Source organism: Desertibaculum subflavum (assembly GCA_003576705.1).
GTDB lineage: Bacteria > Pseudomonadota > Alphaproteobacteria > Ferrovibrionales > Ferrovibrionaceae > Desertibaculum > Desertibaculum subflavum.
Map to the genome: position 1 here is coordinate 1 of QOZS01000057.1, position 23,085 is coordinate 23,085.

A 23,085-nucleotide genomic window follows, 5' to 3' on the forward strand; every position below is an offset into this window, starting at 1 on the left:
GACGGTGCAGCGTCAGATGGGGTGTCTGGCCGATCCGCTCCACGATAAAGGCCCGGTGCGGCGCCAGGATCGGCTTGCGGTGGCCACCCATCTTGCCAGGCGCGACCGAGCCGGTCGCACGATGGCGCTGCAACCACTTCACCACCGACGAAACGGCAACGCCGAACCGCGCCGCCACCGACCGGCAGCTCTCCCCGGACAGGGCCGCCGCTATAACTCGCTCGCGCAGATCATTGGATAGAGGTCGCGCCATCGATGCTGGCCTCCAGCTCCAGCCAGCATCTTGAATCACAAATCGACCAAAACCGGAATCCCCGCCGATTCAACAAAGCCGTGAACCGCTCTAGCCTCGGCCGCGGTAAGGCGCTACGCCCTGGTCGGGCAGCCAGAGCCCGGCCGGCGGCGGGCCGGACTGGTAGAACACGTCGATCGGCATGCCGCCGCGCGGATACCAGTAGCCGCCGATGCGGAGCCATTGCGGCGCCATCGCGTCGATCAGGCGCTTGGCGATGCCGACCGTGCACGCCTCGTGGAAGGCGGCGTGGTTGCGGAACGAGGCAAGGAACAGCTTGAGCGACTTGCTCTCGACCAGACGCGCCTCGGGGACGTAGTCGATCACCAGATGCGCGAAGTCCGGCTGTCCGGTGACCGGACAGAGGCTGGTGAATTCCGGCGCGGCAAAGCGCACGAGATACAGCGTGCCGGGATGCGGATTGGCCACGGTCTCGAGCTTCGCCTCCTGCGGCGAGGCCGGGATCGCGGCCGGGCGGCCGAGTTGAGTGAGATCATTCGCCATGGCTCAACGCTCCGTCACGGGATCCGTCCGCACCACGACGGTGCCGCACAGGAAGTCCTGCACCAAGCGGCCGCGGCGGTTGAACAGTGCCACCAGCAGCAGCAACCAGCTCGTGGCGACGTGCAGCACGTAGAACAGCACCACCGACACCCCGGCGAGCAGATAATCCGGCCGGCGACCGTCGAGGCGACGCACCTCGATGCCGACCAGGCGCATGCCGAACGTGGCCGATTGCGGACCGCCGACCAGCAGCGTCGTATAGCCGACCAGAATGACGGCGAAGCTGACCAGGCCCAGGAGCGGTCCGGCCAGACCCAGCGTCAGCACGGTCAGCACCATGCCGGCGAACATGGCAAGGGCGAGCAGGACGCCGACAAGAGCGACATCGATCGCGTAGGCGAGGATGCGACGGACCGTGATGCCCTCGAACCGCCAGCCTGCGAAGGGGCCGTCGCCGCCGGGTTGAGCGAGCGCGACGCTGGACGCCGAAGGATAGGATTCCGGCATGCCGGGGCTCCGCGGGGTCATCGGCTTCCGAATGTGGGGAGGCGAGCCGGCGAAAGCAACCCGGCGGATGGCTCCGGCCCGCTCAGCGCTGCAGCGAGGGCGGGATGACAGGCGCTTCCACGGCGGGCGCAGGCGGGGCGGCGGCCTGCTTCTCGCGCAGCAGCACGATGGAGATGCGGCGGTTGGCCGGATTGGTCGGATCGCTCGAGATCAGGGGGTCGCTGTCCGCCTTGCCGATCACGTTGTCGATGCGGCCGGCCGGGATGCCGGAATCGACGATCACCCGCCGGCTCGCATTGGCCCGGTCGGTGGAGAGCTCCCAGTTGCCATAGCCGTTGTCGCCGCCGCGGAACGGCGTCGCGTCGGTATGCCCGCTGATCGAGATGCGGTTCGGCAGGCGGCTGACGATCTGCGACACCTTCTGCAGCAGGAGCCGCGTACGGTCGTGCATGTCGGCCGTGCCGGAAGGGAACATCGACTGGCGGTCCTGGTCGACCAGCTGGATCCGCAGGCCCTCCGGCGTCATGTCGATGATCAGGTTGCGCTTCAGGTCGGAAAGCTCGGGCACATCCTGGATCGCCTGGCGGATCTGGTCGCGCGCATCTTCGAAGGCTTTCTGTTCGCGCTCGGCGAGCTGGCGCTTCAGCTCCTCCTCGTCGAGCGAGCCGTCCTTGTCCTTGTCTTTGGTGAAGTCCTTGTCGTTGTCCTTGTATTTCATGCCCGGCGTGTCCTGCGCCGGCGGGGCCAGGGCGACGGTGACGTTGACATGGCCGCGATCGGAAATCTTGGCGCCGTCGACGATGACGGTCTGCCCGCCCATCACGCCGCCGGCGCCGTTCTCCGACTTGCTGGCGGCGGTCGGCGCGAAATAGTCGGCAAGGCCCGCCTTCTGCTCCGCCGTGGTGACGTTGAGCAGCCAGAGCAGCAGGAAGAACGCCATCATCGCGGTGACGAAGTCGGCATAGGCAACCTTCCAGGCGCCGCCGTGGTGCCCGCCACCGCCCTTCTTGACCTTCTTGATGATGATGACCGGCTGGTTGCCGTCCGCCATGGCGATGATCCGTTACACCGGCAGCAGCTTGCCGGTCGCCTCTTCGACTTCCATGAAGGTCGGCCGCACATCGGATTGCAGCACCTTGCGGGCGAACTCGATGGAGACCGCCGGCGCATAGCCCTGCAGATGGGCGACAAGACCGGCCTTGATCGCCTGCAGATATTTCCCGTCGGCCTCGTGGATCTCCTTCACCCGGTTGGCGATCGGGCCGAACACGCCATAGGCGATCAGAATGCCGAGGAAGGTGCCGACCAGCGCCGCGCCGATCAGGCCGCCGAGGATCGCCGGCGGCTCGTTGATCGATGCCATGGTCTTGATGACGCCGAGCACCGCCGCGACGATGCCGAGCGCCGGGCAGGCGTCGGCCATGGTCTGGATCGCATGCGAGATCGCATGGTTCTCCTCGTGGTGCGTCTCCAGCTCCTCGTCGAGCAGCGCCTCCAGCTCGTGCGGATTCTCGCTGCCCATGGTGAGCAGGCGCAGGTAGTCGCACAGGAACTCGACCGCGTGATGGTCACCGGAGAATTTCGGGAACTGGGTGAAGAGCGAGCTTTCGTGCGGGTTCTCGACATGCTGCTCCAGCGCCAGCATGCCCTTGGTCTTGGCCAGCTTGAACACGCTGTAGAGCATGCTGAGGAGTTCGAGGAAGTCGTCCTTCTTGTACTTGGACCCCTTGAAGGCGAGCCCGAAGCCGGCGCTCGCCCCCTTCACCACCTTCATCGAATTGCCGAGCACGAAAGTGCCGACCGCCGCGCCGCCGATAATGACGAGCTCGAACGGCTGCATCAGCACGCCGAGCTTGCCGCCCATGGCCATGTAGCCGCCGATGACGCAGCCGAAGACGATGACGAGGCCGATGATGCCGAGCATGGTGGCGCGAGAGACCCTTACGCGAGCTTACGCAGCGCAGTTTCGGGGTCGCTGGTTAAAACAGCGTTAGGCCAGAAATACTAGTCTTCGTCGTAGCTTAAGACTCGGTAACGAAGTCGTTCCGCAGCCAGGGCGGTGCGGATGCGATCGACGTGGTCAGTGCCCATGGTTTCGACCAGAAGGTCGAGATCGGCCGATTTCGCCGGCACGCCGCCGAACCAGCGCTGGTGCTGCACTTCGACAATGTTGCCGCCCTGGGCGCCGATGATGCCGGCGATGCGCGACAACGCGCCGGGCTGGTCCTGCACCTCAACGCGAAGCCGCACCATGCGGTCCTGCCGCACCAGGTCGCGCATGAAGATCGAGGCGAGCAGCCGCGTGTCGATATTGCCGCCCGACAGGACGAGCCCCACCTTGCGGCCCCGGAAGCGCTCGGGGTCGCTCAGCACCACCGCCAGGCCGACGGCGCCGGCCCCTTCCACCACCGTCTTCTCGACCTCCGCCAGCAGCACCACCGCGCGCTCGATCGTGGTCTCGTCGACCAGCAGCACACCGTCGAGCCGCGGCCGGATCAGCGCGAGCGGCAGCGCGCCGACCTGCTTGACCGCGATGCCCTCGGCGATGGTCGAGCCGCCATCGGGCGGCGCGCGGCCCTCCAGCGCGGCGGCGAGCGAGGGATAGGCCTGGGTCTGCGCGGCGAGGACGGCGAGATCGGGCCGGATCGCCTTGGCCGCCACCGCCATGCCGGAGATGAGCCCGCCGCCCCCCACCGGCACGACCAGCATGTCGAGGTCCGGGAAATCCTCCAGCAGCTCCAGCGCCACGGTGCCTTGGCCGGCGATCACCGTCGCGTCGTCGTAGGGGTGCACCATGACCAGGCCGCGCTCGGCCGCATGGGAAGCGGCGAAAGCGGCAGCCTCGGCGAAGGTCGCGCCTTCGAGCCGCACGCTCGCGCCATGCGCCTCGGTGCGCTGGATCTTCTGGAACGGGCTGCCCCTCGGCATCACGATGGTGACCGGCACGCCGAGCCGGCGGCCGTGATAGGCCAATGCCTGGGCATGATTGCCGGCCGAGGCCGCCAGCACGCCGCGCGCGCGCTCCTCCGGCGTCAGGCCGAGCAGGCGGTTGAGCGCGCCGCGCTCCTTGAACGAGCCGGTGAACTGCAGGTTCTCGAACTTCACCACCAGATCGCAGCCGACCAGCGCGGAGAGCGAGCGCGACAACGCCGCCGGCGTTCGCTCGATCGCGCCCTTGAGCCGCGCCGCGGCGGCGCGGATATCGGCGATGTCGACGGTGCTCATCGCGGCGCCGGCTGCAGGATCAGCCGGCCGGCATTGCCGGGCTCGTAATCGGCGCGGCGCGTCGTCATCGGCAGGTACTCGGTGCGTGCCCAGGGCGTAGCGAAGTCGGCGTAATGCGGTGACATCCAGTTGCCGGATTGCCCGGTGGACTGGATGAAGATCGAGCGGTCGAGATCGGCGAGATCGTAGATCGCCCGGAAGCTCGCCGCGTGGCGGTTCGCGAACGGCGCCGCGTCGTTGCGGATATCGTGCTGGCCGACATTCACCGTGAAGCCGTCGCCCGGCGTCGGCACCACGATGTCGAACAGGTCGCCGAGCAGGAACAACCCGCTGAACGGACGGTGCGGCGAGACGGCGGCATGCGCCTCGCCCCAGCGCCACCGCCGCGCATCGCTGCCATAGCGCTGCACCAGATCCTCCAGCGCCTCCTCCAACGACTGGCCGAGCAGCTGCTGGCAGGTCTCGCGGATCGGCGTGGTGATGTCGTCGCACCAGCGCGACTGGCCGTTGACGTCGCCCAGCACGTTGCCGAGAAACTCGATCCGCAGGCGCCAGGCCTCGCGAAACACCGCGCCCAGCTCGTCGGCGAAGATCAGCCGGCTGAGCTGGCGCAGCCAGGCGGTGACGATCAGCGGCTCGGGCCGACCCGCCTCCATGCGTCCGTCCCATTGCCGCACCAGCTCGAGCGCCGCCGCCGTCCGCGCCGACACGGTCGGCGATGTCAGCAGGAAGGGCAGCAGGTCGCGCACCGCAAGCGAGGTCACATCGGCCTGGATGGCCTTGAAGCTGTCGATCGAATGCGCGTCGCGCCCGGCAATCAGGGATTCGATCCGTCGTGCCCGGTAGGGCGGCTGCCAATCCGCGGTGATGTGGTAGCGGTAGCGGTCGGACACGATCTTGTTGTTCGCCGTCACGATCGAGCCGCCGGGCGGATTCAGGCTGCGCGGCAGATCGCCATAGGGAATGAAGCCCTGCCAGTCATACCGCGCGTCCCAGCCGGGCGACGGGGCGAGGCCTCGGATGTCGTTCTCGGGCCTGCGGATCGGCACCCGGCCCGGCGCCAGGAACCCGATATTGCCCTCGACATCGGCGTAGACGATGTTCTGCTGGGGCGCCACGTAGTCGGCGAACGCGTCGACGAAGGCCGTCCAGTGCCGGGCCCGCACGGCGCGCAGGCCCGCCTCGATGGTGCGATCGTCGTCGGCCAGCGCGGTCCAGGCGAGCGCGATGACATGATCCTTGTCGATCAGCGGCGCGAGGCGGTCCATCGTGTCGGAAATCACCGGCCCATGCCGCGTGCGGCGCACGGTGATGCGCAGATCCGCCTCGCCGCGGACCCGGATCACCTCCTCGCGCGTCTCGAAGGGCATCGGGCCCGCCGGCGTGAGGTAGCGCCTGGGATCGGTGTCGAGCCGCTCGATGTAGAGGTCCTGGACATCCGGGCCGGTATTGGTGAAGCCCCAGGCGGCATGGTCGGTGCGGCCCAGCACCATCACCGGCACGCCCGGCAGGGTGGCGCCGATGGCGTTCCCCTCCGGCGTGCGCCAATGCGCGAGGTAGAAAACCGCCGGCGCCGACAGGCCGAGATGCGGATCGTTGGCGAGCAACGGCCGGCCGGTCGCGGAGCGCGCACCGGCAACCACCCAATTGTTCGATCCGATGCCGGTCGCCGGCGCGCCGGGCATCGCCGCCGCCAGGCGGACGGCGTCGACGCCGACATCACGGTAGAGCGCGGCGAGGTCGGGCAGCGCCACCGGCGCGTCGCCGGGATAGGGCGGCAGGAACTCGCCGATCTGGCGATTGCTCAAGCCTTGCTTGGCCAGGGCCATGCGCAGCAGCTCGGCGCGGAACGAGCCGCCGAGATCCCAGGCCATGATCTTGAGCCAGCCGATGCTGTCGGCCGGAGTCCACGGCTCGGGCGTAACGCCGAGCGCCAGGAACTCGAGCGGCAGCAGCCGGGTGGCCCCGCCCAGGAAGGCGTTGACCCCGGCGGCATAGGCTTCGAGCGAAGCGCGCCCCTCGGACGACAGATGCGCGACGGCGGCCTCCGCATGCCGGCGCAGGCCGAGCGTGCGCATCACCCTGTCGATCTCGACCGCGCGGCTACCGAATATCTCGGCGAGACGTCCGGCGGCGATACGCCGCTGCGTCTCCATCTGCCACAGCCGATCCTGGGCATGCAGAAAGCCGAGGGCGAAATAGGCGTCGTCCTGCGTCGCCGCCTCGATATGCGGGATGCCATGGCGGTCGCGCAGGATTTCGACCTTGCCGCCGAGGCCGGCGACGGTGGCCGTGCCCGACGTCCGGGGCAGAGTCTGATGCAGCCAGAGATAGGCACCGCCCGCCGCGACGATCAGGACGGCGGCCAGCCAGAACACGATACGCCTTGCCCATAGCATCGTCGCACCTTAGCGGGGTGATCGGCCGATTCGAAGATGGCGCTTGTTTGCAGGGCCTTACGAGGCCCGCCGCCGGTGTGAAATTGCGCCCCAGGTGGTGTATATCGGCACCCGGGCTCGCCGCGAGGAGAAACACGAGATGGGAGAGAAAGTGGCCTTCATCGGCCTCGGTGTCATGGGCTTTCCGATGGCCGGGCATCTGGTCAAGGCCGGGCACGAGGTGACGGTCTATAACCGCAACGCCGCCAAGGCTGAGGCCTGGGTGCAGAAATTCGGCGGCAGGAAGGCCGATACGCCGGCCGCCGCCGCCAAGGGCAACAAGTTCGTGATGAGCTGCGTCGGCAACGACGACGACCTGCGCAGCGTGATCCTGGGGGCGGCCGGCGCCTTCGCCGGCATGGACAAGGGCGCGACCCTGGTCGACCACACGACGGCGTCGGCCGATGTGGCGCGCGAGCTTGCCGCGGACGCGGAGAAGAAGGGCCTGGGCTTCCTCGACGCGCCGGTGTCCGGCGGCCAGGCTGGCGCCGAGAACGGCGTGCTGACGGTGATGGTCGGCGGCAAGGAGACGACCTATGGCCCGGCGGAGCCGGTCATCAAGGCCTATGCGCGAATGTGCAAGCTGCTCGGGCCCGCGGGTTCGGGCCAGCTGACCAAGATGGTGAACCAGATCTGCATCGCCGGCACCGTGCAGGGGCTCTCCGAAGGTCTTGCGCTCGCCCGCGCCACCGGCCTCGACATCGCTTCCGTGGTCGAGGTGATCTCCAAGGGCGCCGCGCAATCCTGGCAGATGGAGAACCGCTACAAGACCATGCTGGAATCGAAGTTCGATTTCGGCTTCGCGGTCGACTGGATGCGCAAGGATCTCGGCATCTGCCTGAACGAGGCGCGCCGCGCCGGCGTCACCCTGCCGGTCACCGCCCTGGTCGACCAGTTCTATGCCGAGGTGCAGCAGATGGGCGGCAGCCGCTGGGACACGTCCTCGCTGATCGCGCGCCTGGAAGCGAAGAAGACGAAGCAGTAGGTAGCCATACGTCGTGCCCGGGCTTGACCCGGGCACCCACGGCTCGCCGCAGCGCTGTCGCGACCGCGTGGACGGCCGGGTCAAGCCCGGCCACGACGATCAGAAGCCCTATGCGTTCCCCCACACCGCTTCTGCCGTCTCGACGATCAGCCGGAGCTTCGCCCGCTCCTCCTCTTCCTCCAGGTCGTTGCCGCCGGCGACCGAGGCGAAGCCGCATTGCGGGCTGAGCGCGACGCGCTCGAGCGGCACCAGCTTGGAGGCCTCGTCGAGGCGGCGGCGCAGCTCGTCCTTCGTCTCCATGCGCTTCGACTTGGAGGAGACGAGGCCGAGCACGACGCTCTTCTCCTTGGGCAGAAAGCGCAGCGGCTGGAAGTCGCCGGCGCGGGCGCTGTCGTATTCGAGGAAGAAGCAATCGACCGGCATGCGGTTGAACAGCTTTTCCGCTATCGGCTCGTAGCCGCCGGCCGCCATCCAGCGGCCGCGGAAATTGCCGCGGCAGAGATGCATGCCGATGGTCATGCCGGCGGGCCGGTCGGCCAGGATGCGGCGCATCACGTCGACATAGGTATCGACCAGCGCTTCCGGATCGGCGCCGCGCGCCTGCACCTGGGCCCGCACATCGGGATCGCACAGCATGGCGAGCGGTACCTCGTCGAACTGCAGATATTCGCAGCCGAGCGAGGCGAGCTCGGCAAGCTCCGCGCGATAGACCGCGACGAGATCGTCCCAATAGGCGGCGATATCGGGATAGGCGCCCGGATCGGCCGGATGGTCGAAGCGGAAGAAATGGAAGGCGCTCGGCGTCGGCATCGTCACCTTGGGCGTGCGGTCGGTCAGGGTCCGCACGGCGATGAACTCGCGCGTGGTGATGCCGCGATGACGATGGATGCGGCCGCAGGCCACGCAGGTCGGCCAGGCGAATTCGTGGCCTTCGCCGTCCTTGAACTTGAACGCCGCCGTATCGAGACGGAAGCCCTCCATCGCCTCGAAGAAGAAGCCGAACCAGGAGGAGCGGCCGAACTCGCCGTCGGTGATGGTCCGGAGGCCCACCTCTTCCTGCAGGCGGACGGCGTGGCGCACCGCCGCGGCCAGCTCGCGCGCATAGGCGACGGGCGCGACCTCGCCCTTCTGGTGCCCGAGGAAGGCATGCTTCAATCCGCGCGGCCGCAGCAGGCTGCCCACATGCTCGGCGCGGTGCGGCAGCCCGGCTCCGTTGGCCATGATCCCCTCCTCCCCGATCTCGTTGGGAGCGATCATCGCCGAAGCGCGGGGACAGTGGAAGCGCAGTGGCAGTGGAATGGCGGACCGCTTCTCCGGGGCCCGGAAAGCCCCCGGAGAAGCCGGTCCCAACCCCTCCCCCGCCCGCAACGGCCAATGGGGAGGGGAATGCCTCAGGCGGCGCGCGCCGCCGGCGGCGCCGAATTGCGCAGGGTCACCAGCGCGGTGGCGCAGAGCGTCTCTACTCCGTCCGCCACCGCGAACACGTCGCTGCGCGCGACGCTGATCGTCTTGCCGGTCTGCAGCGCCTGGCCGCGGGCGATCAGCCGCTCGCCCACCGCCGGCGCCAGCAGCTTCACCGTCATATCGGCGGTGGTGACGCGCCAATCCGGCGGCAAGAGGCTCGCGACCGCGGCGCCGCCGGCGAAATCGGCGATGGTGGCGACCGCGCCGGCCTGCACCGCGACGCCGTCGAAGGTGATCGCTTCGGTGACCGGCTGAACCAGCTCGCTCATACCTCCGCCGCGGCGGGTGAAGTGGAAGCCGAGCGTGCGGGCGATCGGCATCTGCGGATTGCCCGACGCCATGTCGCCGCTTCTCGCCTGCTCGCTCATCGCCGGCCTCCGAATCTGTGCGCCGAGGCTAGTGGCGGCGCGTGGGGCCGGACAAACGCGAATACGGCGGTTTCGGTTGCCTAGGGCGCAACCGAGGAGCGCGCCATTTCCTGCTGCAGCCAGTGGCGGAAGGCGCGGATCTGCGGCCGTTCGATATCGCGCCGGCGGTAGACAAGGTGAAAGCTCTTGGCGATCGGATGCACCAGCCGCAAGGGCCGCACAAGTCGCCGCGCCGCGAGATCGAGCCCGACCAGGACGTCGGTGGCGATGGCGATGCCGAGGCCATTGATCGCCGCCTGGTAGAGCAGCTGGGTGTTGTCGTAGCGCCGCTGGCCGGCGGGGACGAGATCGGGCACGCCGGCCGCCGCGAGCCAATCGGGCCACAGCTCAGGGACGTGGCGGGCATGCAGCCATGTATGGCCGCCGAGATCGGCGGGCTTCCGCACCGGGCGGGCCTTGAGCAGCGCGGGTGAGGCGACCGGAAAGCTGCTGCATGCGGCCAGACGATCGGCCTCGAAGCCCCGCCAGGGCCCGGTGCCGAAGCGCACGGCGAGCTCGCCCTCGCCCGGCCCTTCTTCGGCATAGGTGGCCGTGTCGATCTCCACCTCGATGCCGGGATGGGCGGCGTAGAAGCCGGGCAGCCGCGGCAGCAGCCAGGTCGCGGCGAAGGATTGCATGGTGCGCAGCCTTACGCGGCGGGCGCTCTGGCCACGCCGGCGCAGTCGCGCCGAGGCCTTGCGCAGCTCGTCGATCGCGGGCGCCGCGCTGGTCAGGTAGCCGCGTCCCGCCGAAGTCAGCTCGATCCGACGGTTGAAGCGATGGAACAGCGACTGCCCGAGATCGGCTTCGAGCTGCGCGACGCGCCGGCTGATTCCCGAGGTCGTGAGGCCGAGCCTACCGGCCGCCCCCTTGAAGCTGCCGCATCGCGCCGCCTCGACAAAGGCGACGACGCAGTCGAGCGGCGGAAGTCGGTCGGTCATTCGGGCAGGCGGCGGGAATCGTGATTGCGACGGCGACGCGGCAAGGTAACAGGGAAGTCGGCACGACCGCGATTCCGATGCGGCCATTCGTCGGATGCCGGCCGATCGGGCCAAGGGAACCGATCGGCAACTGGATCGTTGATGAAAGCACGGCGCGGCTTGATCGCCTGCGGCGCAAATCAGGCGTCATCGGGTTGAAATGCGAGTCGGACCGAATAAGGTCCGGTCGGGATCTCCGGGATCCCCGCGCATCGCGAGTTCGCTTTCCCGTCAAGAGGAAGAAAAATGACGCATCCAACTGTCGCTGCCAGCAGCGAAACCTATCCCTTCAAACTGCCGCCCCTGCCCTATGCGCCCGAAGCCCTGGCGCCGGTCATTTCGGCCAATACGCTCGGCTTCCACCACGGCAAGCATCATCAGGCCTATGTAACCAACCTGAACGGCCTGCTGGAGAACAATGCCGAGCTGAAGTCGAAGCCGATGGTCGAGATCATCAAGGCGACGGCCGGGGATGCGGCCAAGGCGGGCATCTTCAACAACGCCGCGCAGGTCTGGAACCACACCTTCTTCTGGAACTCTCTCGCCCCCAAGGGCGGCGGCCAGCCGAAGGGCAAGATGGCCGACCTGATCGGCGAGAGCTTCGGCTCCTACGACGAATTCAAGAAGCAGCTCGCCCAGGCCGGCGCGACGCAGTTCGGCTCCGGCTGGGCATGGCTCTGCCTCGAGGGCAAGAAGCTCAGCTTGCGCAAGACCGGCAATGCCGAGAACCCGCTGACCGCGGGCGCCAAGCCGCTGCTCACCATCGACGTGTGGGAGCACGCCTATTATCTGGACTACCAGAACCGGCGCCCGGACTTCCTCAACGCCGTGATCGACAAGCTCCTGAACTGGGAGTTCGCCGAGTCCAATCTCAGCGTCTGACGCGGCCCTGCCGGGGCCCGACCGGGCCCCGGCAACCGCGCTACGTCAGACCGGGAAGTTCTGCTGCGCCACCATGCAGAACAGCATGGGGATCGACAGCATCGTGTTGGTGCGCGACGCCAGCAGCGCTGTCCTTGCCGCCTTCGCCTTGGCGGCATCGTCCGCCGGCACCAGGCCCAGCACCTTCTGCTGGTTCGGCCAGATCAGGAACCAGACGTTGAAGGCCATGATCAGGCCGAGCCACATGCCGATGCCGATCATGGTGACCCCGGAGCGGAACATCAGCGCTTCCAGGATGTACATGTTCATCGCCGCCAGGATCAGGCCGGTGATGACGGTGAGCAGCGCCGCGTAGCGAAAGAAGAACAGCACCGCCGGGGCGATGACCTTGGTGATGGCCGGCCGCTGCTCCGCCGGGATCTTCGGCATGTTCGGCACCTGCACGAAGTTCAGGTAGTAGAGCAAGCCGATCCACAGGACGCCGAAGAAGACATGCAGCCAGCGGAACACGAAGGCCCAATAGGCATGCGAGGCGATGCTGCCGAGATGGAACACCAGCGCGAGGATGATCGCGAGTCCCAGACCGATCGCCAGCGTCTGGTGCAGATTCTCCAGTACTTTACCCATATCCCTACGACCCCCTGAGTAACGTTTCCTGCAAATCAAAATATAGCGCCTGCGACAAAAGGTGACACTAGGAAATCGTCGAGGTTTGTGTGAGCGAGCAGCACGCGTCGGATGACCAGTATTGCGAGACGGCGGCCCGGCGCGACGATCCTGACCGCTGGCTCGTCTCGCTGTTCGCGCCCGACGCCCTGCGTCCCCGCCTCGCCGCCCTGCTGGCCTTTAGCGGCGAACTCGCCCGCACGCGCGAACAGGTCAGCCAGCCGATGCTGGGCGAGATCCGACTGCAATGGTGGCGCGAAGCGCTCGATGGCATCTATGCCGGCACACCGCGAGCGCACCCGATCGTACGGGCTCTGGCGGCGGCCATAGCCGCCGGCCGTCTTCCCCGCGAGCCGTTCGACCGCCTGATCGACGCCCGTACCGACGACCTCTACGAGACGCCGCCGGCCGATATCGCGGCGCTGGAAGCCTATGCCGGCGCCACCTCGGCGGGCCTCAACCGGCTTCTGCTCGCCGCGCTTGGTGTCGACGAGGCTCGGCTGGTGGCGGCCGGCGAAGCGATCGGCATGGCCTGGAGCCTCACCGGCCTGGCACGCGCCGCGGCGGCGCATGCCGCACTGCGCCGGATCCACCTGCCGGCGGATTGGATGGCCGAGGCCGGCACCGACCGGGACCGGGCTTTGCTGGCGCCGCAGGCGGCCGAGACGCGCGCGGTGCTGCGCCGGCTGGCCGAACGCGCCGCGGCGCATCTGGACGCGGCGCGGACCCTGGTGCCGCGCCTGCCGCGCGAGGCGCGCGCCGTGCTGCTGCTCGGTCGGCTGGTCCGGCTTTATCTCGCCCGGCTGCACCAGGTGGATTTCGACCTGGCCGATCCCCGCCTGGAAATCGCGACGCCGCGCAAGCAGATCGCGCTCATGATCGCCGCCTGGCGCGGCCGCCTCTAATCCTCAGCGAAGGGCGCGAAGGGGTCCTTGTGATCGGCCTCGCGGAATTCCAGCAGGCGGAAGGTTTCCTTCATGTGGCGCGGCAGCGGCGCCGTCACCCGCACCATGCCGCCGCCGGGCTTTGGCAGGGCGATGGCACGCGCATGCAGATGCAGCTTGCGGCTGACCGATCCGGTGAGGAAGGCTTCGGCACCGCCATACTTGCCGTCGCCGACGATCGGCGTGCCGAGCGCCGCGCAATGCGCGCGCAGCTGGTGCGTCCGCCCGGTCACCGGCTGCAGCGCCACCCAGGCCGAGCGGCGCCCCGCCGTTTCCAGCACGACATAGTCGGTGATGGCGCGCTTGCCTTCGTCGGGATCCGGCTGCATGCGCTCGCCGCCGCGGCCGGGCTCCTTCGACAGCGCGAGATCGATGCGGCCGTCGCGCGGGCTCGGCACGCCGACCGTCAGCGCCCAGTAGACCTTCAGGGTCGCCTTCTGCCGAAACGCCTCGGCCAGGGCCTGCGCCGCCTTGGCGTTGCGCGCCAGCACCAGGACGCCGGACGTGTCCTTGTCCAGGCGATGCACCAGCTTCGGCCGTTCCTTGGCGTCGAAGCGGAGCGCGTCCAGCATCATATCGATATGCACGTCGATGCCGGTGCCGCCCTGGGTCGCCAGCCCCGGCGGCTTGTCGATCACCAGCATCGCGTCGTCGCGGTAGAGGACGGATTTCTGCAGCGCGAACAGGGTCTCCTCCGGCACTTTCGGCGCCCGCTTCGCCGCCGGCGCCTCAGCCGCCGGTGCAAGGCCGAGCGGCGGCACGCGGATGGTCTGGCCGGAGGCGAGGCGGTCGCTCGCCTTGGCGCGGGCCCCGTCGACCCTGACCTGGCCGGTGCGGAGCAGCTTCTCCAGCCGGCCGTGCCCGAGATCGGGAAAGTGGCGCTTGAACCAGCGGTCGAGGCGGATTTCGCCTTCGTCGCCGGCGACCTGGCGCAGTTCGACACCGCTCACTGGCCCGGCTCCCGCTGGCGGCGCAGCTTGTTCCAATAGGCGATGCGCTGGCCGATCTCGCGCTCGAAGCCGCGTTCGGCCGGCGTATAGAGCTGCACCCGCTCCATGTCGTCGGGGAAACAGTTCTGGCCGGAGAAGCCTTCCTCCGTGTCGTGGTCGTACTGATAGCCCTTGCCGTAGCCGAGATCCTTCATCAGCCGGGTCGGCGCGTTGAGGATGTGCTTGGGCGGCATCAGCGAGCCGGTCTCCCCCGCCGCGCGGCGCGAGGCGCCGAAGGCCTTGTAGACCGCGTTCGATTTCGGCGCGGTGGCGAGATAGATCACCGATTGCGCCAGCGCCAGCTCGCCTTCCGGCGAGCCGAGGAAGTCGTAGACGTCCTTCGCTGCCAGCGCCTGCACCACCGCCTGCGGATCGGCCACGCCGATATCCTCGACCGCAAAGCGCACCAGCCGGCGGGCGATATAGAGCGGGTTCTCGCCGCCCGCCAGCATGCGGGCCAGCCAGTAAAGCGCGGCATCGACATCGGAGCTGCGCAGCGACTTGTGCAGCGCGCTGATCAGGTTGTAATGGCCTTCCTGTGCCTTGTCGTAGAGCGGCATGCGCTTCTGCACGATGCCGGTGAGCTGCTCCGGATCGAAGGGCGGCGAGCCCGTCGGCGCCGCAAACAGCTCCTCCGCCAGATTCAGCAGGAAGCGGCCGTCGCCATCGGCCATGCGGCGCAGCGCGGCGCGCGCCTCCGGCGTCAGCGGCAGGGGCCGGCCCTCGACCTCCTCGGCGCGGCTCAACAGGGTCTCGAGCGCTTCGTCGTCGAGCCGCTCCAGCACCAGGACCTGCGCCCGCGACAGCAACGCCGCGTTCAGCTCGAAGGACGGGTTCTCGGTGGTGGCGCCGACCAGGATGACGGTGCCGTTCTCGACATAGGGCAGGAAGCCGTCCTGCTGGGCGCGGTTGAAGCGGTGGATCTCGTCGACGAAGAGCAAGGTGCCCTTGCCGACGCGTCGGCGCTCGTTCGCGCGCTCGAACGCCTTCTTCAGGTCGGCAACGCCGGAGAACACCGCCGAGAGCTGCTCGAAGGCAAGGCCCGTGCCTTGCGCCAAAAGGCGCGCGATGGTCGTCTTGCCGCTGCCCGGCGGTCCCCAAAGGACAATCGACGACAGCCGCTTCGCCGCCAGCATGCGCCCGAGCGGCCGGTCCGGCGCCAGCAGATGGTCCTGGCCGATCACCTCCTCGATCCGCTTCGGTCGCAGCCGGTCGGCCAGCGGCCGCGGTGCGCCGTCGTCGAGGCCGGCAGCCTCGAACAGGTTGCCGCTCATCGGATCACCAGGTTGACGGTCTGCTCGCCCCGCTGCACCGCGATGCGCCAGCCGCCCTGGTGATTGGCGAGCAGGCCGGTGAGATCGCTCACGCGCTTGACGTCCTGGCCATCAATCGCCAGCACGAGGTCGCGGGGCCGCAGGCGCAGCCGTTCCGCCGGGCTGCCGCGCGCCACGCCGGTGATCACCACGCCGGTCGCATCCGGCGGCATGCCGGTCTCTTCCGCCACCGCGGGCGAGAGGTTGGCGACCGTCGCACCGGCCAGCGGGATGTTGCCCTTGATCAGCGTCTCGTCGCGCGGCGGGTTCTCCGGCGCCGCTTCGAGCGGGAATCGCACCGTGCGCGCCGCCCCCGCGCGGCGGATCTCGACCTGCGCGGTCTGGCCCACCGGCTTGGTGGCGATGCGGAACTTGAGCATGCGCGGGTCCAGCACTTCGCGCCCGTCCACCGAGGTGATCACGTCGCCGACCCGGATGCCGGCGCGGTCGGCCGGTCCCTTCGGATAAACGGCGCGCACGATCACGCCGACAGGGCGGTCGAAGCCGAGACTCTGGGCGATCTCGGCGGTCACCGCCTGGAAGGTCGCGCCGGTCCAGGGGCGCACCACGCCGGTGCCGAGCGTCGCGGCGTGCAGCACCGAGGCGACGAGGTTGGACGGGATCGCGAAGCCGATGCCGAGCGAGCCGCCGGAGCGCGAGAAGATCGCCGTGTTGATGCCGGCGAGCCGCCCGTCCATGGTGATCAGCGCGCCGCCGGAATTGCCCGGATTGATCGCCGCATCGGTCTGGATGAAGGACTGCGTATCGGCATCGCCGACCATCGTGCGGCCGAGCGCCGAGACGATGCCGCTGGTCACCGTCTGGCCGACGCCGAACGGATTGCCGATGGCCAGCACCAGATCGCCGACCTCGAGCTCGTCGGAATCGCCGAAGCCGAGCGCCGGCAGCGGCGCGCCGGCCGGATCGATCTTCAGCACCGCGAGATCGGTCCGCTCATCCGCCAGGATCAGCTCGGCCTCGAACTCGCGCCGGTCGTGCAGCACCACGGTGATCTCCTGGGCGCCGGCGACCACATGATTGTTGGTGACCACATAGCCGCGCGGATCGGCGATCACGCCGGAGCCGAGCGAGCGCTGCACCCGCTCACGCGTCGCCCCGCCCAGCTGGTCGCCGAAGAAGCGCCGGAAGAACGGGTCGTCGAACAGCGGCGAACGCGCCTGCTGCTGCACCACGGTGCGGGTGTAGATGTTCACCACCGTCGGCGACACCTGCTTCACCAGCGGCGCGAAGGAAGCCTGAATCTCCGCCCGGCTGGTCGGGACCACGCGGGTTCGGTCCTGGGCCCCCGCCGCCGGGACAAGCAACGCGACCAGAGCCGCCAGGGAAGTCAAAAAACGTAACAATTGCATGGGCTTTCTGCTGCGGGACCGGCACCTGGCCCCTGCCCGGCATCATAGCGGAGCCGGCGGCGCGGACCGAATCCCGCCGCGCCGGCTCAGGCGGCTTCGCTGAGCGCCATGTCGGCGCATTTCTCGCCGATCATGATGCAGGCGGCGTTGGTGTTGCCGGAGACCACTGTCGGCATGACCGAGGCATCGGCGACCCGCAGGCCCTCCAGCCCATGTACCTTGAGCCGGGGATCGACCACGGCGCCCGGGTCATGGCCCATCCGGCAGGTCCCGACCGGGTGGTAGATCGAGCTGCCGACCTGGCGGGCGAAATCGAGGAACTCGTCGTCGGTCTGCACCGCACGGCCCGGCTGCGTCTCCTCCAGCAGATAGGGCGCCAGCGCCTTCGCCTCTGCGATCCGGCGTACCAGGCGCAGGCCCGCGATCACGGTCCGCCGGTCGGTATCGGTGGTCATGTAGTTCGGCCGGATCGCCGGCGCCTCGCGCGGATCGGCCGAGCGGATCTCCAGCGTGCCCCGGCTCTCCGGCCGGGACTGGTTCATGGTCACGGTGAAGCCCGGGAAAGGGTGCAGGGTCACGCCCATCTTGTCGGTGCTGAACGGAATGAAATGCATCTGGATGTCCGGATCCTCCAGCTCCGGCCGCGTGCGCGCGAACACGCCGACCAGTCCGGCACCGATGGTCAGCGGGCCGGTGCGGGTCAAGGCGTAACGCGCCCCGGCCACCATCCGATGCTGCCACTTGCCGAGCGTGTCGTTCAGCGTCGTACCCTTGGCCTTGTATTGCGAGCGCACCTGCAGATGGTCGTGCAGATTGCGGCCGACGCCCGGCAGATCGTGCGCCACCTCGACGCCGGCGCGGCGCAGGACCTCGCCGGGCCCGATGCCCGAGACCTGCAGAAGCTGCGGCGAATTGATGGCACCGCCGCAGACGATCACCTCACGCGCCGCCAGTGCCGTCTCGACGGCCTCGCCGCGGCGATAGCGCACGCCGACGACGCGCTTTCCTTCCAGCAGCAGGCGCTCGCTCAGCGCCTGCGTCACGATGGTGAGGTTGGCGCGCTTCCGGGCCGGCTTGAGATAGGCCCGCGCCGCGCTGCAGCGCCGGCCGCCGCGTGTCGTCAGCTGGTAATAGCCGGTGCCTTCCTGCTGCCGCCCGTTGAAATCGGGGTTGTAGGGCAGCCCCGCTTCCTGCGCCGCGTCGATATAGGCATCAGAGAGCGGCGTGCGGAAGCTCGCATCGCGCACGCCGAGCGGGCCGTCCTTGCCATGCAGGTCGTCGGCGCCGCGTTCCTGGTCTTCCGCCTTGCGGAAGAACGGCAGCACGTCGTCATAGGACCAGCCTTCGTTGCCGAGCTGGCGCCAATGGTCGAAATCGGAGGGGATGCCGCGGATATAGATCAGGCCGTTGATCGAGCTCGACCCGCCCAGAACCTTGCCGCGCGGCCAGTAGATGCGGCGGTTGTTCAGCTCCGGCTCGGGCTCGGTCTCGTATTTCCAGTTCACGCGTCCGTCGAGGAAGGTCTTGGCATAGCCGATCGGCACATGGATCCAGGGATTGCGGTCCTCGCCGCCGGCCTCCAGCAGCAGCACCTTGTGCTTGCCGCTCTCCGACAGCCGCGCCGCGACCGGGCTGCCCGCCGACCCGGCGCCGACGACGATGAAATCGAATCTCTGCTCGGCCACGGCACGTTTCCCCCGATGCTGTCGTTGCCGGAACCTAACAGGCCGGCACTGGCGGCGCAGCAGGGTGCGCGGCTCAGATGTCGTGCAGGAACCGCTGCAGGAAGACGAGATCGAGCCAGCGCTCGAACTTGCGGCCGACCTCGCGAAAATGCGCCACCTGCTCGAAGCCCAGGCGTTCATGCAGGGCGATCGAGGCGGCGTTGCTGGCATCGACCCCGGCGATCATCACATGCTTGCCGAGCGCCGCGGCGCGGGGCAGCAGCGCGCTCACCAATTGCCCGCCGAGCCCCTGGCGGCGGCGGTCGGCGCGCACATGGACACTGTGCTCGACGGAGAAGCGATAGCCGGGCGCCGCGCGGAAATCGCCGAAGCTCGCAAAGCCGGCCACGCCGCTCGCGTCGACCGCCACCAGCACGGGATAGCCCTGCGCCCGCCGGGCCGCCCACCATGCCTGCCGATCCGCCAGCGTCGCCGGATCGTCGGCATAGATGGCGGTCGAGTGGGCTATCACCTCGTTGTAGATGGCAAGGAGGCCCGGCAGGTCATCGGCCCCGGCATCGCGGATCAACATGTCGCACACGGTCTTGCTGACGGCATGCCGTCTACTATAGTGGACGCATGCCGGAAGTCGAAACGCCAGCTGCGGTCGACCTGCCTCGCCGCGTGCAGGGGGAACGCGAAAGCCGTGGCTGGAGCTTAGCGGAACTGGCGGCCCGCTCCGGCGTCTCGAAAGCGATGATCAGCAAGATCGAGCGCGGCGAAGCGAGCCCCACAGCGGCCCTGCTCGGTCGTCTCTCCGGCGCCTTCGGAAAGACCCTGTCGGCCCTGCTCGCCCCGCCGCAGGCCAGCGCATCGCAGCTGAGCCGGGCCGGTAGACAGCCGGTCTGGCGCGATCCGCGCAGCGGCTACCTTCGCCGGATCGTGTCGCCGCGCGCGGATGGCCCGCTCGACCTGGTGGAGGTGGTGCTCCCGCCGGGTGCTCGCATTGCCTTCCCGGCCGCCTCCTACGCCTTCCTGCACCAACAGATCTGGGTGCTGGAAGGCCATCTCAGCTTCGAGGAGGGCCTCGAGACGCACGAGCTCGACGCCGGCGATTGCCTGGAGCTCGGCCCGCCGGCCGATTGCGCCTTCGCCAACCACGGGGCCGCGCCCTGCCGCTATCTGGTCGCGGTGGTCAAGCGCTGACCGCAATGGAAAAGGGCGCGGGTTCGAACCCGCGCCCTTGGAAGATCGCAACCCGTTCGCGGATCAGGCGGCCGCCTGCTCCTCGTTCTCGGCCGCCGCCTCGACGCGGGCCTTGTCGGCGGCGCCCTTGGCCGAAGCGTCGCGGTCGACCAGCTCGATCACCGCCATGGCGGCCGAATCGCCGGCGCGAAAGCCCGCTTTCAGCACCCGCGTATAGCCGCCGGCGCGGGATGCATAGCGCTCGCTCAGCGCCGAGAACAGCTTGTCCACCGCCGACTTGTCCGGCAGGTAGGACAGCGCCTGGCGGCGGGCATGCAGGTTGCCGCGCTTGCCGAGCGTGATCATCTTCTCGACGATCGGGCGCAGTTCCTTCGCCTTGGGCAAGGTGGTGCGCAGCTGCTCATGGGTGATCAGCGACACGGCGAGGTTGGCCAGCATCGCGTTGCGATGCGCCGAGTCCCGGTTCAGCTTACGGCCGGCATTGCGATGCCGCATGGTGGAAACTCCCGCGTGCTAGGTCTTCAGTAGGTCTCTTCTTCGAGCTGCTTGGCCAGCTCCTCGATATTCTCGGGCGGCCAGTTCGGCACTTCCATGCCGAGATGCAGGCCCATCTGCATCAGCACTTCCTTGATCTCGTTGAGCGACTTGCGGCCGAAATTCGGCGTGCGGAGCATCTCCGCCTCGGTCTTCTGGATCAGGTCGCCGATATAGACGATGTTGTCGTTCTTCAGGCAGTTCGCCGAGCGCACCGACAGCTCGAGCTCATCGACGCGGCGCAGCAGGTTGCGATTGAAGCTCGGCTCGATCTTGCTGCCTTCGCGCTTGATCTCCTTCGGCTCCTCGAAATTGATGAAGAGCTGCAACTGGTCCTGCAGGATGCGCGCGGCATAGGCGACCGAGTCCTCGGGCTTCAAGGTGCCGTTGGTCTCGACGGTGAGCGTCAGTTTGTCATAGTCCAGGATCTGGCCTTCGCGGGTCGGCTCCACCTTGTAGGCCACCCTGCGCACCGGCGAATAGAGCGCGTCGATCGGGATCAGGCCGATCGGCGAGTCTTCCGAGCGATGGGCGGAAGCCGGGACATAGCCCTTGCCGGCCTCGACCGTCATCTCCATGTGGATCCGCGCGCCGTGGTCCAGCGTGCAGATCACATGGCTCGAATCCATGATCTCGATGTCATGGCCGGTCTCGATCATCGCGGCGGTGACTTCCTTCGGGCCCTCGGCCTTCAGGGTGATCCGCTTCGGGCCCTCGCCGTGCATGCGCAGCGCCATGCCCTTGATGTTGAGGACGATGTCGGTCACATCCTCGCGCACGCCGGGGATCGACGAGAATTCGTGCAGCACGCCGTCGATCTGCACCGAGGTGACGGCGGAGCCCTGCAGCGACGACAGCAGCACGCGGCGCAGCGCGTTGCCGAGCGTCAGGCCGAAGCCCCGCTCCAGCGGCTCCGCGACGAAGGTGGCGGTACGGCCGACGACCTCGCCCTGCTCGACCTTCAGCTTGTTCGGCTTGATCAGTGCTTCCCAGTTCTTTTGAATAGCAGGCACGATCTCAACTCCTTGGTCCTGCGCCGTGGCGGCGCCGATGTTTCTTCAGACGCGGCGTCGATCACACTTGGCCGCAGCGCCCGGCGCCGGCGGCTGCAAATGGATCAGACGCGGCGCCGCTTCGGCGGACGGCAGCCGTTATGCGGGATCGGCGTCACGTCCTTGATCGAGGTGATGGTGAAGCCCACGGCCTGCAGCGCGCGCAGCGCCGATTCGCGGCCCGAGCCCGGCCCCTTCACCTCGACCTCGAGCGTGCGAACGCCGTGCTCCTGCGCCTTGCGGCCGGCATCCTCGGCCGCCATCTGCGCGGCATAGGGCGTCGACTTGCGCGAGCCCTTGAAGCCGAGCGCGCCCGACGATGCCCAGGCGATGGTGTTACCCTGCGCGTCGGTGATGGTGATCATGGTGTTGTTGAAGCTGGCGCTGACATGTGCCACGCCCGCCGTGATGTTCTTCTTTTCGCGGCGGCGCACGCGCGCCGTCTTCTCTCGAGCCATCTTAAGTCCTCAGCCGATTGGGCCGGCGGCCGATCCGCCCACCCTTCGCCATCGATACCGTCGCCACTACTTCTTCTTGCCGGCGATCGCCTTGGCCGGGCCCTTGCGGGTCCGCGCATTGGTGTGGGTGCGCTGGCCGCGCACCGGCAGACCGCGGCGATGCCGCAGGCCCCGGTAGCAGCCGAGATCCATCAGCCGCTTGATGTTCATCGCGACTTCGCGGCGGAGATCGCCTTCCACCTGAAAGTCGCGATCGATCAGTTCGCGGATCTGAATGACCTCGGCATCGGTCAGCTGATTGACCCGCCGCTCGGCCGGGATGCCGATCTTGGTGCAGATCTCAGCGGCCCGGGTGCGGCCGATGCCATGGATATAGGTCAGGCCGATGATGACCCGCTTGGTGGTCGGGATATTGACGCCAGCGATACGCGCCACGATCGTAGCTCCTCGTCCGTCGAGTTCAGTCCGTCGCCTGCAGTCGCGGCGCCCAGGTTTTCCGGAAGGGCCGCGAGTATAGGCACAAGTCCTTGTCCGTCAACTCTATTTCAACCTGTCAAGCAGCTTGTCGATCTGCGCCGAAACCTGGTCGATCTCGGCCATGCCATCGACCTGCTGCAGCACCCCGCGCGCCCGGTAATAGGGCAGCAGCGGCGCCGTCTGGCGGTGATAGGCGTCCAGACGGGCCTTGACCGTCTCCGCCTTGTCGTCCGCCCGGCGCGTGAACTGGGTGCCGCCGCAGACATCGCAGACGCCCGACTTCTTCGGGCGTTTGTTGGTATCATGATACCCGGCACCGCATTTCGCGCAGGTATACCGGCCGGTGATGCGATCGACCATCTGGGCGTCGTCGACCACCATCTCGATCACCGCGTCGAGCTTCATCCCCTTGCGGGCCAGCATGGCGTCGAGCGCCTCGGCCTGGGCTGTCGTCCGCGGAAAGCCGTCCAGGATGAAGCCCTTGGCGCAATCCGGCTGGCCGATCCGGTCCTCGATGATGCCGACCACGATCTCGTCGGAAACCAGCTCGCCCCGCTTCATGACGGCATCGGCCCGCTTGCCGATCTCGCTGCCGGCGGCCACCGCCGCGCGCAGCATGTCGCCGGTCGAGAGCTGGACCAGCCCGCGCGCCTGCTGCAGCCGCTGCGCCTGGGTGCCCTTCCCGGCCCCCGGGGGCCCGAGCAGGATCAGGTTCATCGCCCGATCCT

General features: G+C 68.4%; 25 protein-coding genes. 4 read left to right on the forward strand and 21 right to left on the reverse strand.

Going from position 1 to position 23,085, the window contains the following annotated elements; genetic code table 11:
• The 7 genes from DT074_RS22925 to DT074_RS22955 all read right to left on the reverse strand — a co-directional run.
• Positions 1 to 253 (reverse strand): helix-turn-helix domain-containing protein (locus tag DT074_RS22925; protein WP_162915129.1); only part of this gene is annotated, 253 nt, incomplete at its 3' end.
• A 90-nt stretch (positions 254 to 343) separates the two neighbouring features.
• Positions 344 to 796 carry a preQ(1) synthase gene (gene queF / locus DT074_RS22930; protein WP_119422196.1) on the reverse strand — a complete coding sequence of 151 codons (453 nt, stop codon included), beginning with the start codon at positions 794 to 796 and terminating at the stop codon, positions 344 to 346.
• A 3-nt stretch (positions 797 to 799) separates the two neighbouring features.
• The gene (locus DT074_RS22935; protein WP_162915130.1) at positions 800 to 1,303 is read right to left on the reverse strand and encodes an RDD family protein; all 504 of its coding nucleotides are present in this window, start codon (positions 1,301 to 1,303) and stop codon (positions 800 to 802) included.
• Positions 1,304 to 1,385: 82 nt separating this feature from the next.
• Positions 1,386 to 2,354, reverse strand: a complete 969-nt coding sequence (motB, locus tag DT074_RS22940; protein ID WP_119422198.1) for a flagellar motor protein MotB — start codon at positions 2,352 to 2,354, stop codon at positions 1,386 to 1,388.
• A 12-nt stretch (positions 2,355 to 2,366) separates the two neighbouring features.
• Entirely contained in the window at positions 2,367 to 3,227 is an 861-nt protein-coding gene (gene motA, locus DT074_RS22945; protein WP_119422199.1) for a flagellar motor stator protein MotA, read from the reverse strand.
• 80 nt (positions 3,228 to 3,307) lie between these two features.
• Positions 3,308 to 4,528, reverse strand: coding sequence for a threonine ammonia-lyase (locus tag DT074_RS22950; protein WP_119422200.1), 1,221 nt, complete (start codon positions 4,526 to 4,528; stop codon positions 3,308 to 3,310).
• On the reverse strand, positions 4,525 to 6,906 hold the full coding sequence (locus DT074_RS22955; protein ID WP_368744859.1) for a penicillin acylase family protein: 2,382 nt from the start codon (positions 6,904 to 6,906) through the stop codon (positions 4,525 to 4,527). Before DT074_RS22955 ends, DT074_RS22950 begins: the two co-directional genes overlap by 4 nt.
• A gap of 160 nt (positions 6,907 to 7,066) precedes the next feature.
• On the opposite strand from DT074_RS22955, the gene DT074_RS22960 reads away from it, so the two are divergent.
• Positions 7,067 to 7,951, forward strand: a complete 885-nt coding sequence (locus DT074_RS22960; protein WP_119422239.1) for an NAD(P)-dependent oxidoreductase — start codon at positions 7,067 to 7,069, stop codon at positions 7,949 to 7,951.
• 108 nt (positions 7,952 to 8,059) lie between these two features.
• On the opposite strand, the gene DT074_RS22970 is transcribed toward DT074_RS22960, so the two are convergent.
• The 3 genes from DT074_RS22970 to DT074_RS22980 all read right to left on the reverse strand — a co-directional run bounded on the left by DT074_RS22970 (position 8,060) and on the right by DT074_RS22980 (position 10,763).
• Positions 8,060 to 9,172: a 5-methyltetrahydropteroyltriglutamate--homocysteine S-methyltransferase gene (locus tag DT074_RS22970; RefSeq protein WP_162915131.1), complete on the reverse strand. Its 1,113-nt coding sequence runs from the start codon at positions 9,170 to 9,172 to the stop codon at positions 8,060 to 8,062.
• A gap of 170 nt (positions 9,173 to 9,342) precedes the next feature.
• Positions 9,343 to 9,783, reverse strand: a complete 441-nt coding sequence (locus DT074_RS22975; RefSeq protein ID WP_119422203.1) for a PaaI family thioesterase — start codon at positions 9,781 to 9,783, stop codon at positions 9,343 to 9,345.
• An 80-nt stretch (positions 9,784 to 9,863) separates the two neighbouring features.
• Entirely contained in the window at positions 9,864 to 10,763 is a 900-nt protein-coding gene (locus tag DT074_RS22980; RefSeq protein WP_162915132.1) for a LysR substrate-binding domain-containing protein, read from the reverse strand.
• A 285-nt stretch (positions 10,764 to 11,048) separates the two neighbouring features.
• On the opposite strand from DT074_RS22980, the gene DT074_RS22985 reads away from it, so the two are divergent.
• Entirely contained in the window at positions 11,049 to 11,684 is a 636-nt protein-coding gene (locus tag DT074_RS22985; RefSeq protein ID WP_119422205.1) for a superoxide dismutase, read from the forward strand.
• Between the two features lie 45 nt (positions 11,685 to 11,729).
• On the opposite strand, the gene DT074_RS22990 is transcribed toward DT074_RS22985, so the two are convergent.
• Complete coding sequence (locus DT074_RS22990; RefSeq protein WP_119422206.1) at positions 11,730 to 12,311, reverse strand: urate hydroxylase PuuD; 582 nt, start codon at positions 12,309 to 12,311, stop codon at positions 11,730 to 11,732.
• Between the two features lie 89 nt (positions 12,312 to 12,400).
• Here DT074_RS22990 and DT074_RS22995 point away from each other — a divergent pair, with 89 nt between their 5' ends.
• Positions 12,401 to 13,255, forward strand: coding sequence for a phytoene/squalene synthase family protein (locus DT074_RS22995; RefSeq protein ID WP_162915133.1), 855 nt, complete (start codon positions 12,401 to 12,403; stop codon positions 13,253 to 13,255).
• On the opposite strand, the gene DT074_RS23000 is transcribed toward DT074_RS22995, so the two are convergent.
• The 5 genes from DT074_RS23000 to DT074_RS23020 all read right to left on the reverse strand — a co-directional run bounded on the left by DT074_RS23000 (position 13,252) and on the right by DT074_RS23020 (position 19,222).
• The gene (locus DT074_RS23000; RefSeq protein WP_119422208.1) at positions 13,252 to 14,244 is read right to left on the reverse strand and encodes an RluA family pseudouridine synthase; all 993 of its coding nucleotides are present in this window, start codon (positions 14,242 to 14,244) and stop codon (positions 13,252 to 13,254) included. The genes DT074_RS22995 and DT074_RS23000 overlap by 4 nt on opposite strands.
• Positions 14,241 to 15,557 (reverse strand): replication-associated recombination protein A, encoded by a 1,317-nt coding sequence (locus DT074_RS23005; RefSeq protein WP_119422209.1) that lies wholly within the window; start codon positions 15,555 to 15,557, stop codon positions 14,241 to 14,243. The genes DT074_RS23000 and DT074_RS23005 overlap by 4 nt, the downstream gene beginning before the upstream one ends.
• Complete coding sequence (locus DT074_RS23010; RefSeq protein ID WP_368744860.1) at positions 15,554 to 16,882, reverse strand: Do family serine endopeptidase; 1,329 nt, start codon at positions 16,880 to 16,882, stop codon at positions 15,554 to 15,556. Before DT074_RS23010 ends, DT074_RS23005 begins: the two co-directional genes overlap by 4 nt.
• A 170-nt stretch (positions 16,883 to 17,052) precedes the next feature.
• Positions 17,053 to 18,651: a GMC family oxidoreductase gene (locus tag DT074_RS23015; RefSeq protein ID WP_368744861.1), complete on the reverse strand. Its 1,599-nt coding sequence runs from the start codon at positions 18,649 to 18,651 to the stop codon at positions 17,053 to 17,055.
• Between the two features lie 73 nt (positions 18,652 to 18,724).
• A complete protein-coding gene (locus tag DT074_RS23020) occupies positions 18,725 to 19,222 on the reverse strand; it encodes a GNAT family N-acetyltransferase (RefSeq protein ID WP_119422211.1) in 498 nt (165 codons plus the stop codon).
• A gap of 47 nt (positions 19,223 to 19,269) precedes the next feature.
• On the opposite strand from DT074_RS23020, the gene DT074_RS23025 reads away from it, so the two are divergent.
• Positions 19,270 to 19,836 carry a helix-turn-helix domain-containing protein gene (locus DT074_RS23025; protein ID WP_119422212.1) on the forward strand — a complete coding sequence of 189 codons (567 nt, stop codon included), beginning with the start codon at positions 19,270 to 19,272 and terminating at the stop codon, positions 19,834 to 19,836.
• A 63-nt stretch (positions 19,837 to 19,899) separates the two neighbouring features.
• On the opposite strand, the gene rplQ is transcribed toward DT074_RS23025, so the two are convergent.
• The 5 genes from rplQ to DT074_RS23050 all read right to left on the reverse strand — a co-directional run bounded on the left by rplQ (position 19,900) and on the right by DT074_RS23050 (position 23,074).
• Positions 19,900 to 20,331, reverse strand: a complete 432-nt coding sequence (gene rplQ / locus DT074_RS23030) for a 50S ribosomal protein L17 (RefSeq protein WP_119422213.1) — start codon at positions 20,329 to 20,331, stop codon at positions 19,900 to 19,902.
• A gap of 26 nt (positions 20,332 to 20,357) precedes the next feature.
• A complete protein-coding gene (locus tag DT074_RS23035; protein WP_368744862.1) occupies positions 20,358 to 21,383 on the reverse strand; it encodes a DNA-directed RNA polymerase subunit alpha in 1,026 nt (341 codons plus the stop codon).
• Between the two features lie 104 nt (positions 21,384 to 21,487).
• On the reverse strand, positions 21,488 to 21,880 hold the full coding sequence (gene rpsK / locus DT074_RS23040) for a 30S ribosomal protein S11 (RefSeq protein ID WP_119422214.1): 393 nt from the start codon (positions 21,878 to 21,880) through the stop codon (positions 21,488 to 21,490).
• 66 nt (positions 21,881 to 21,946) lie between these two features.
• A complete protein-coding gene (gene rpsM / locus DT074_RS23045; protein WP_119422215.1) occupies positions 21,947 to 22,315 on the reverse strand; it encodes a 30S ribosomal protein S13 in 369 nt (122 codons plus the stop codon).
• Between the two features lie 105 nt (positions 22,316 to 22,420).
• Positions 22,421 to 23,074 (reverse strand): adenylate kinase, encoded by a 654-nt coding sequence (locus DT074_RS23050; RefSeq protein WP_119422216.1) that lies wholly within the window; start codon positions 23,072 to 23,074, stop codon positions 22,421 to 22,423.
• Between the last annotated feature and the right edge of the window lie 11 nt (positions 23,075 to 23,085).

Bases quoted from the DNA above. Each gene is read 5' to 3' on its own strand.
- rpsK (WP_119422214.1), bottom strand. From the start codon at position 21,880: ATGGCTCGAGAGAAGACGGCGCGCGTGCGCCGCCGCGAAAAGAAGAAC.
- DT074_RS23005 (WP_119422209.1), bottom strand. From the start codon at position 15,557: ATGAGCGGCAACCTGTTCGAGGCTGCCGGCCTCGACGACGGCGCACCG.
- rplQ (WP_119422213.1), bottom strand. From the start codon at position 20,331: ATGCGGCATCGCAATGCCGGCCGTAAGCTGAACCGGGACTCGGCGCAT.
- DT074_RS22975 (WP_119422203.1), bottom strand. From the start codon at position 9,783: ATGAGCGAGCAGGCGAGAAGCGGCGACATGGCGTCGGGCAATCCGCAG.
- DT074_RS23025 (WP_119422212.1), top strand. From the start codon at position 19,270: ATGCCGGAAGTCGAAACGCCAGCTGCGGTCGACCTGCCTCGCCGCGTG.
- DT074_RS22960 (WP_119422239.1), top strand. From the start codon at position 7,067: ATGGGAGAGAAAGTGGCCTTCATCGGCCTCGGTGTCATGGGCTTTCCG.
- DT074_RS22950 (WP_119422200.1), bottom strand. From the start codon at position 4,528: ATGAGCACCGTCGACATCGCCGATATCCGCGCCGCCGCGGCGCGGCTC.
- DT074_RS22970 (WP_162915131.1), bottom strand. From the start codon at position 9,172: ATGGCCAACGGAGCCGGGCTGCCGCACCGCGCCGAGCATGTGGGCAGC.
- DT074_RS22990 (WP_119422206.1), bottom strand. From the start codon at position 12,311: ATGGGTAAAGTACTGGAGAATCTGCACCAGACGCTGGCGATCGGTCTG.
- DT074_RS22980 (WP_162915132.1), bottom strand. From the start codon at position 10,763: ATGACCGACCGACTTCCGCCGCTCGACTGCGTCGTCGCCTTTGTCGAG.
- queF (WP_119422196.1), bottom strand. From the start codon at position 796: ATGGCGAATGATCTCACTCAACTCGGCCGCCCGGCCGCGATCCCGGCC.
- DT074_RS23050 (WP_119422216.1), bottom strand. From the start codon at position 23,074: ATGAACCTGATCCTGCTCGGGCCCCCGGGGGCCGGGAAGGGCACCCAG.
- DT074_RS23020 (WP_119422211.1), bottom strand. From the start codon at position 19,222: ATGTTGATCCGCGATGCCGGGGCCGATGACCTGCCGGGCCTCCTTGCC.
- DT074_RS22985 (WP_119422205.1), top strand. From the start codon at position 11,049: ATGACGCATCCAACTGTCGCTGCCAGCAGCGAAACCTATCCCTTCAAA.
- DT074_RS22935 (WP_162915130.1), bottom strand. From the start codon at position 1,303: ATGCCGGAATCCTATCCTTCGGCGTCCAGCGTCGCGCTCGCTCAACCC.
- motA (WP_119422199.1), bottom strand. From the start codon at position 3,227: ATGCTCGGCATCATCGGCCTCGTCATCGTCTTCGGCTGCGTCATCGGC.
- motB (WP_119422198.1), bottom strand. From the start codon at position 2,354: ATGGCGGACGGCAACCAGCCGGTCATCATCATCAAGAAGGTCAAGAAG.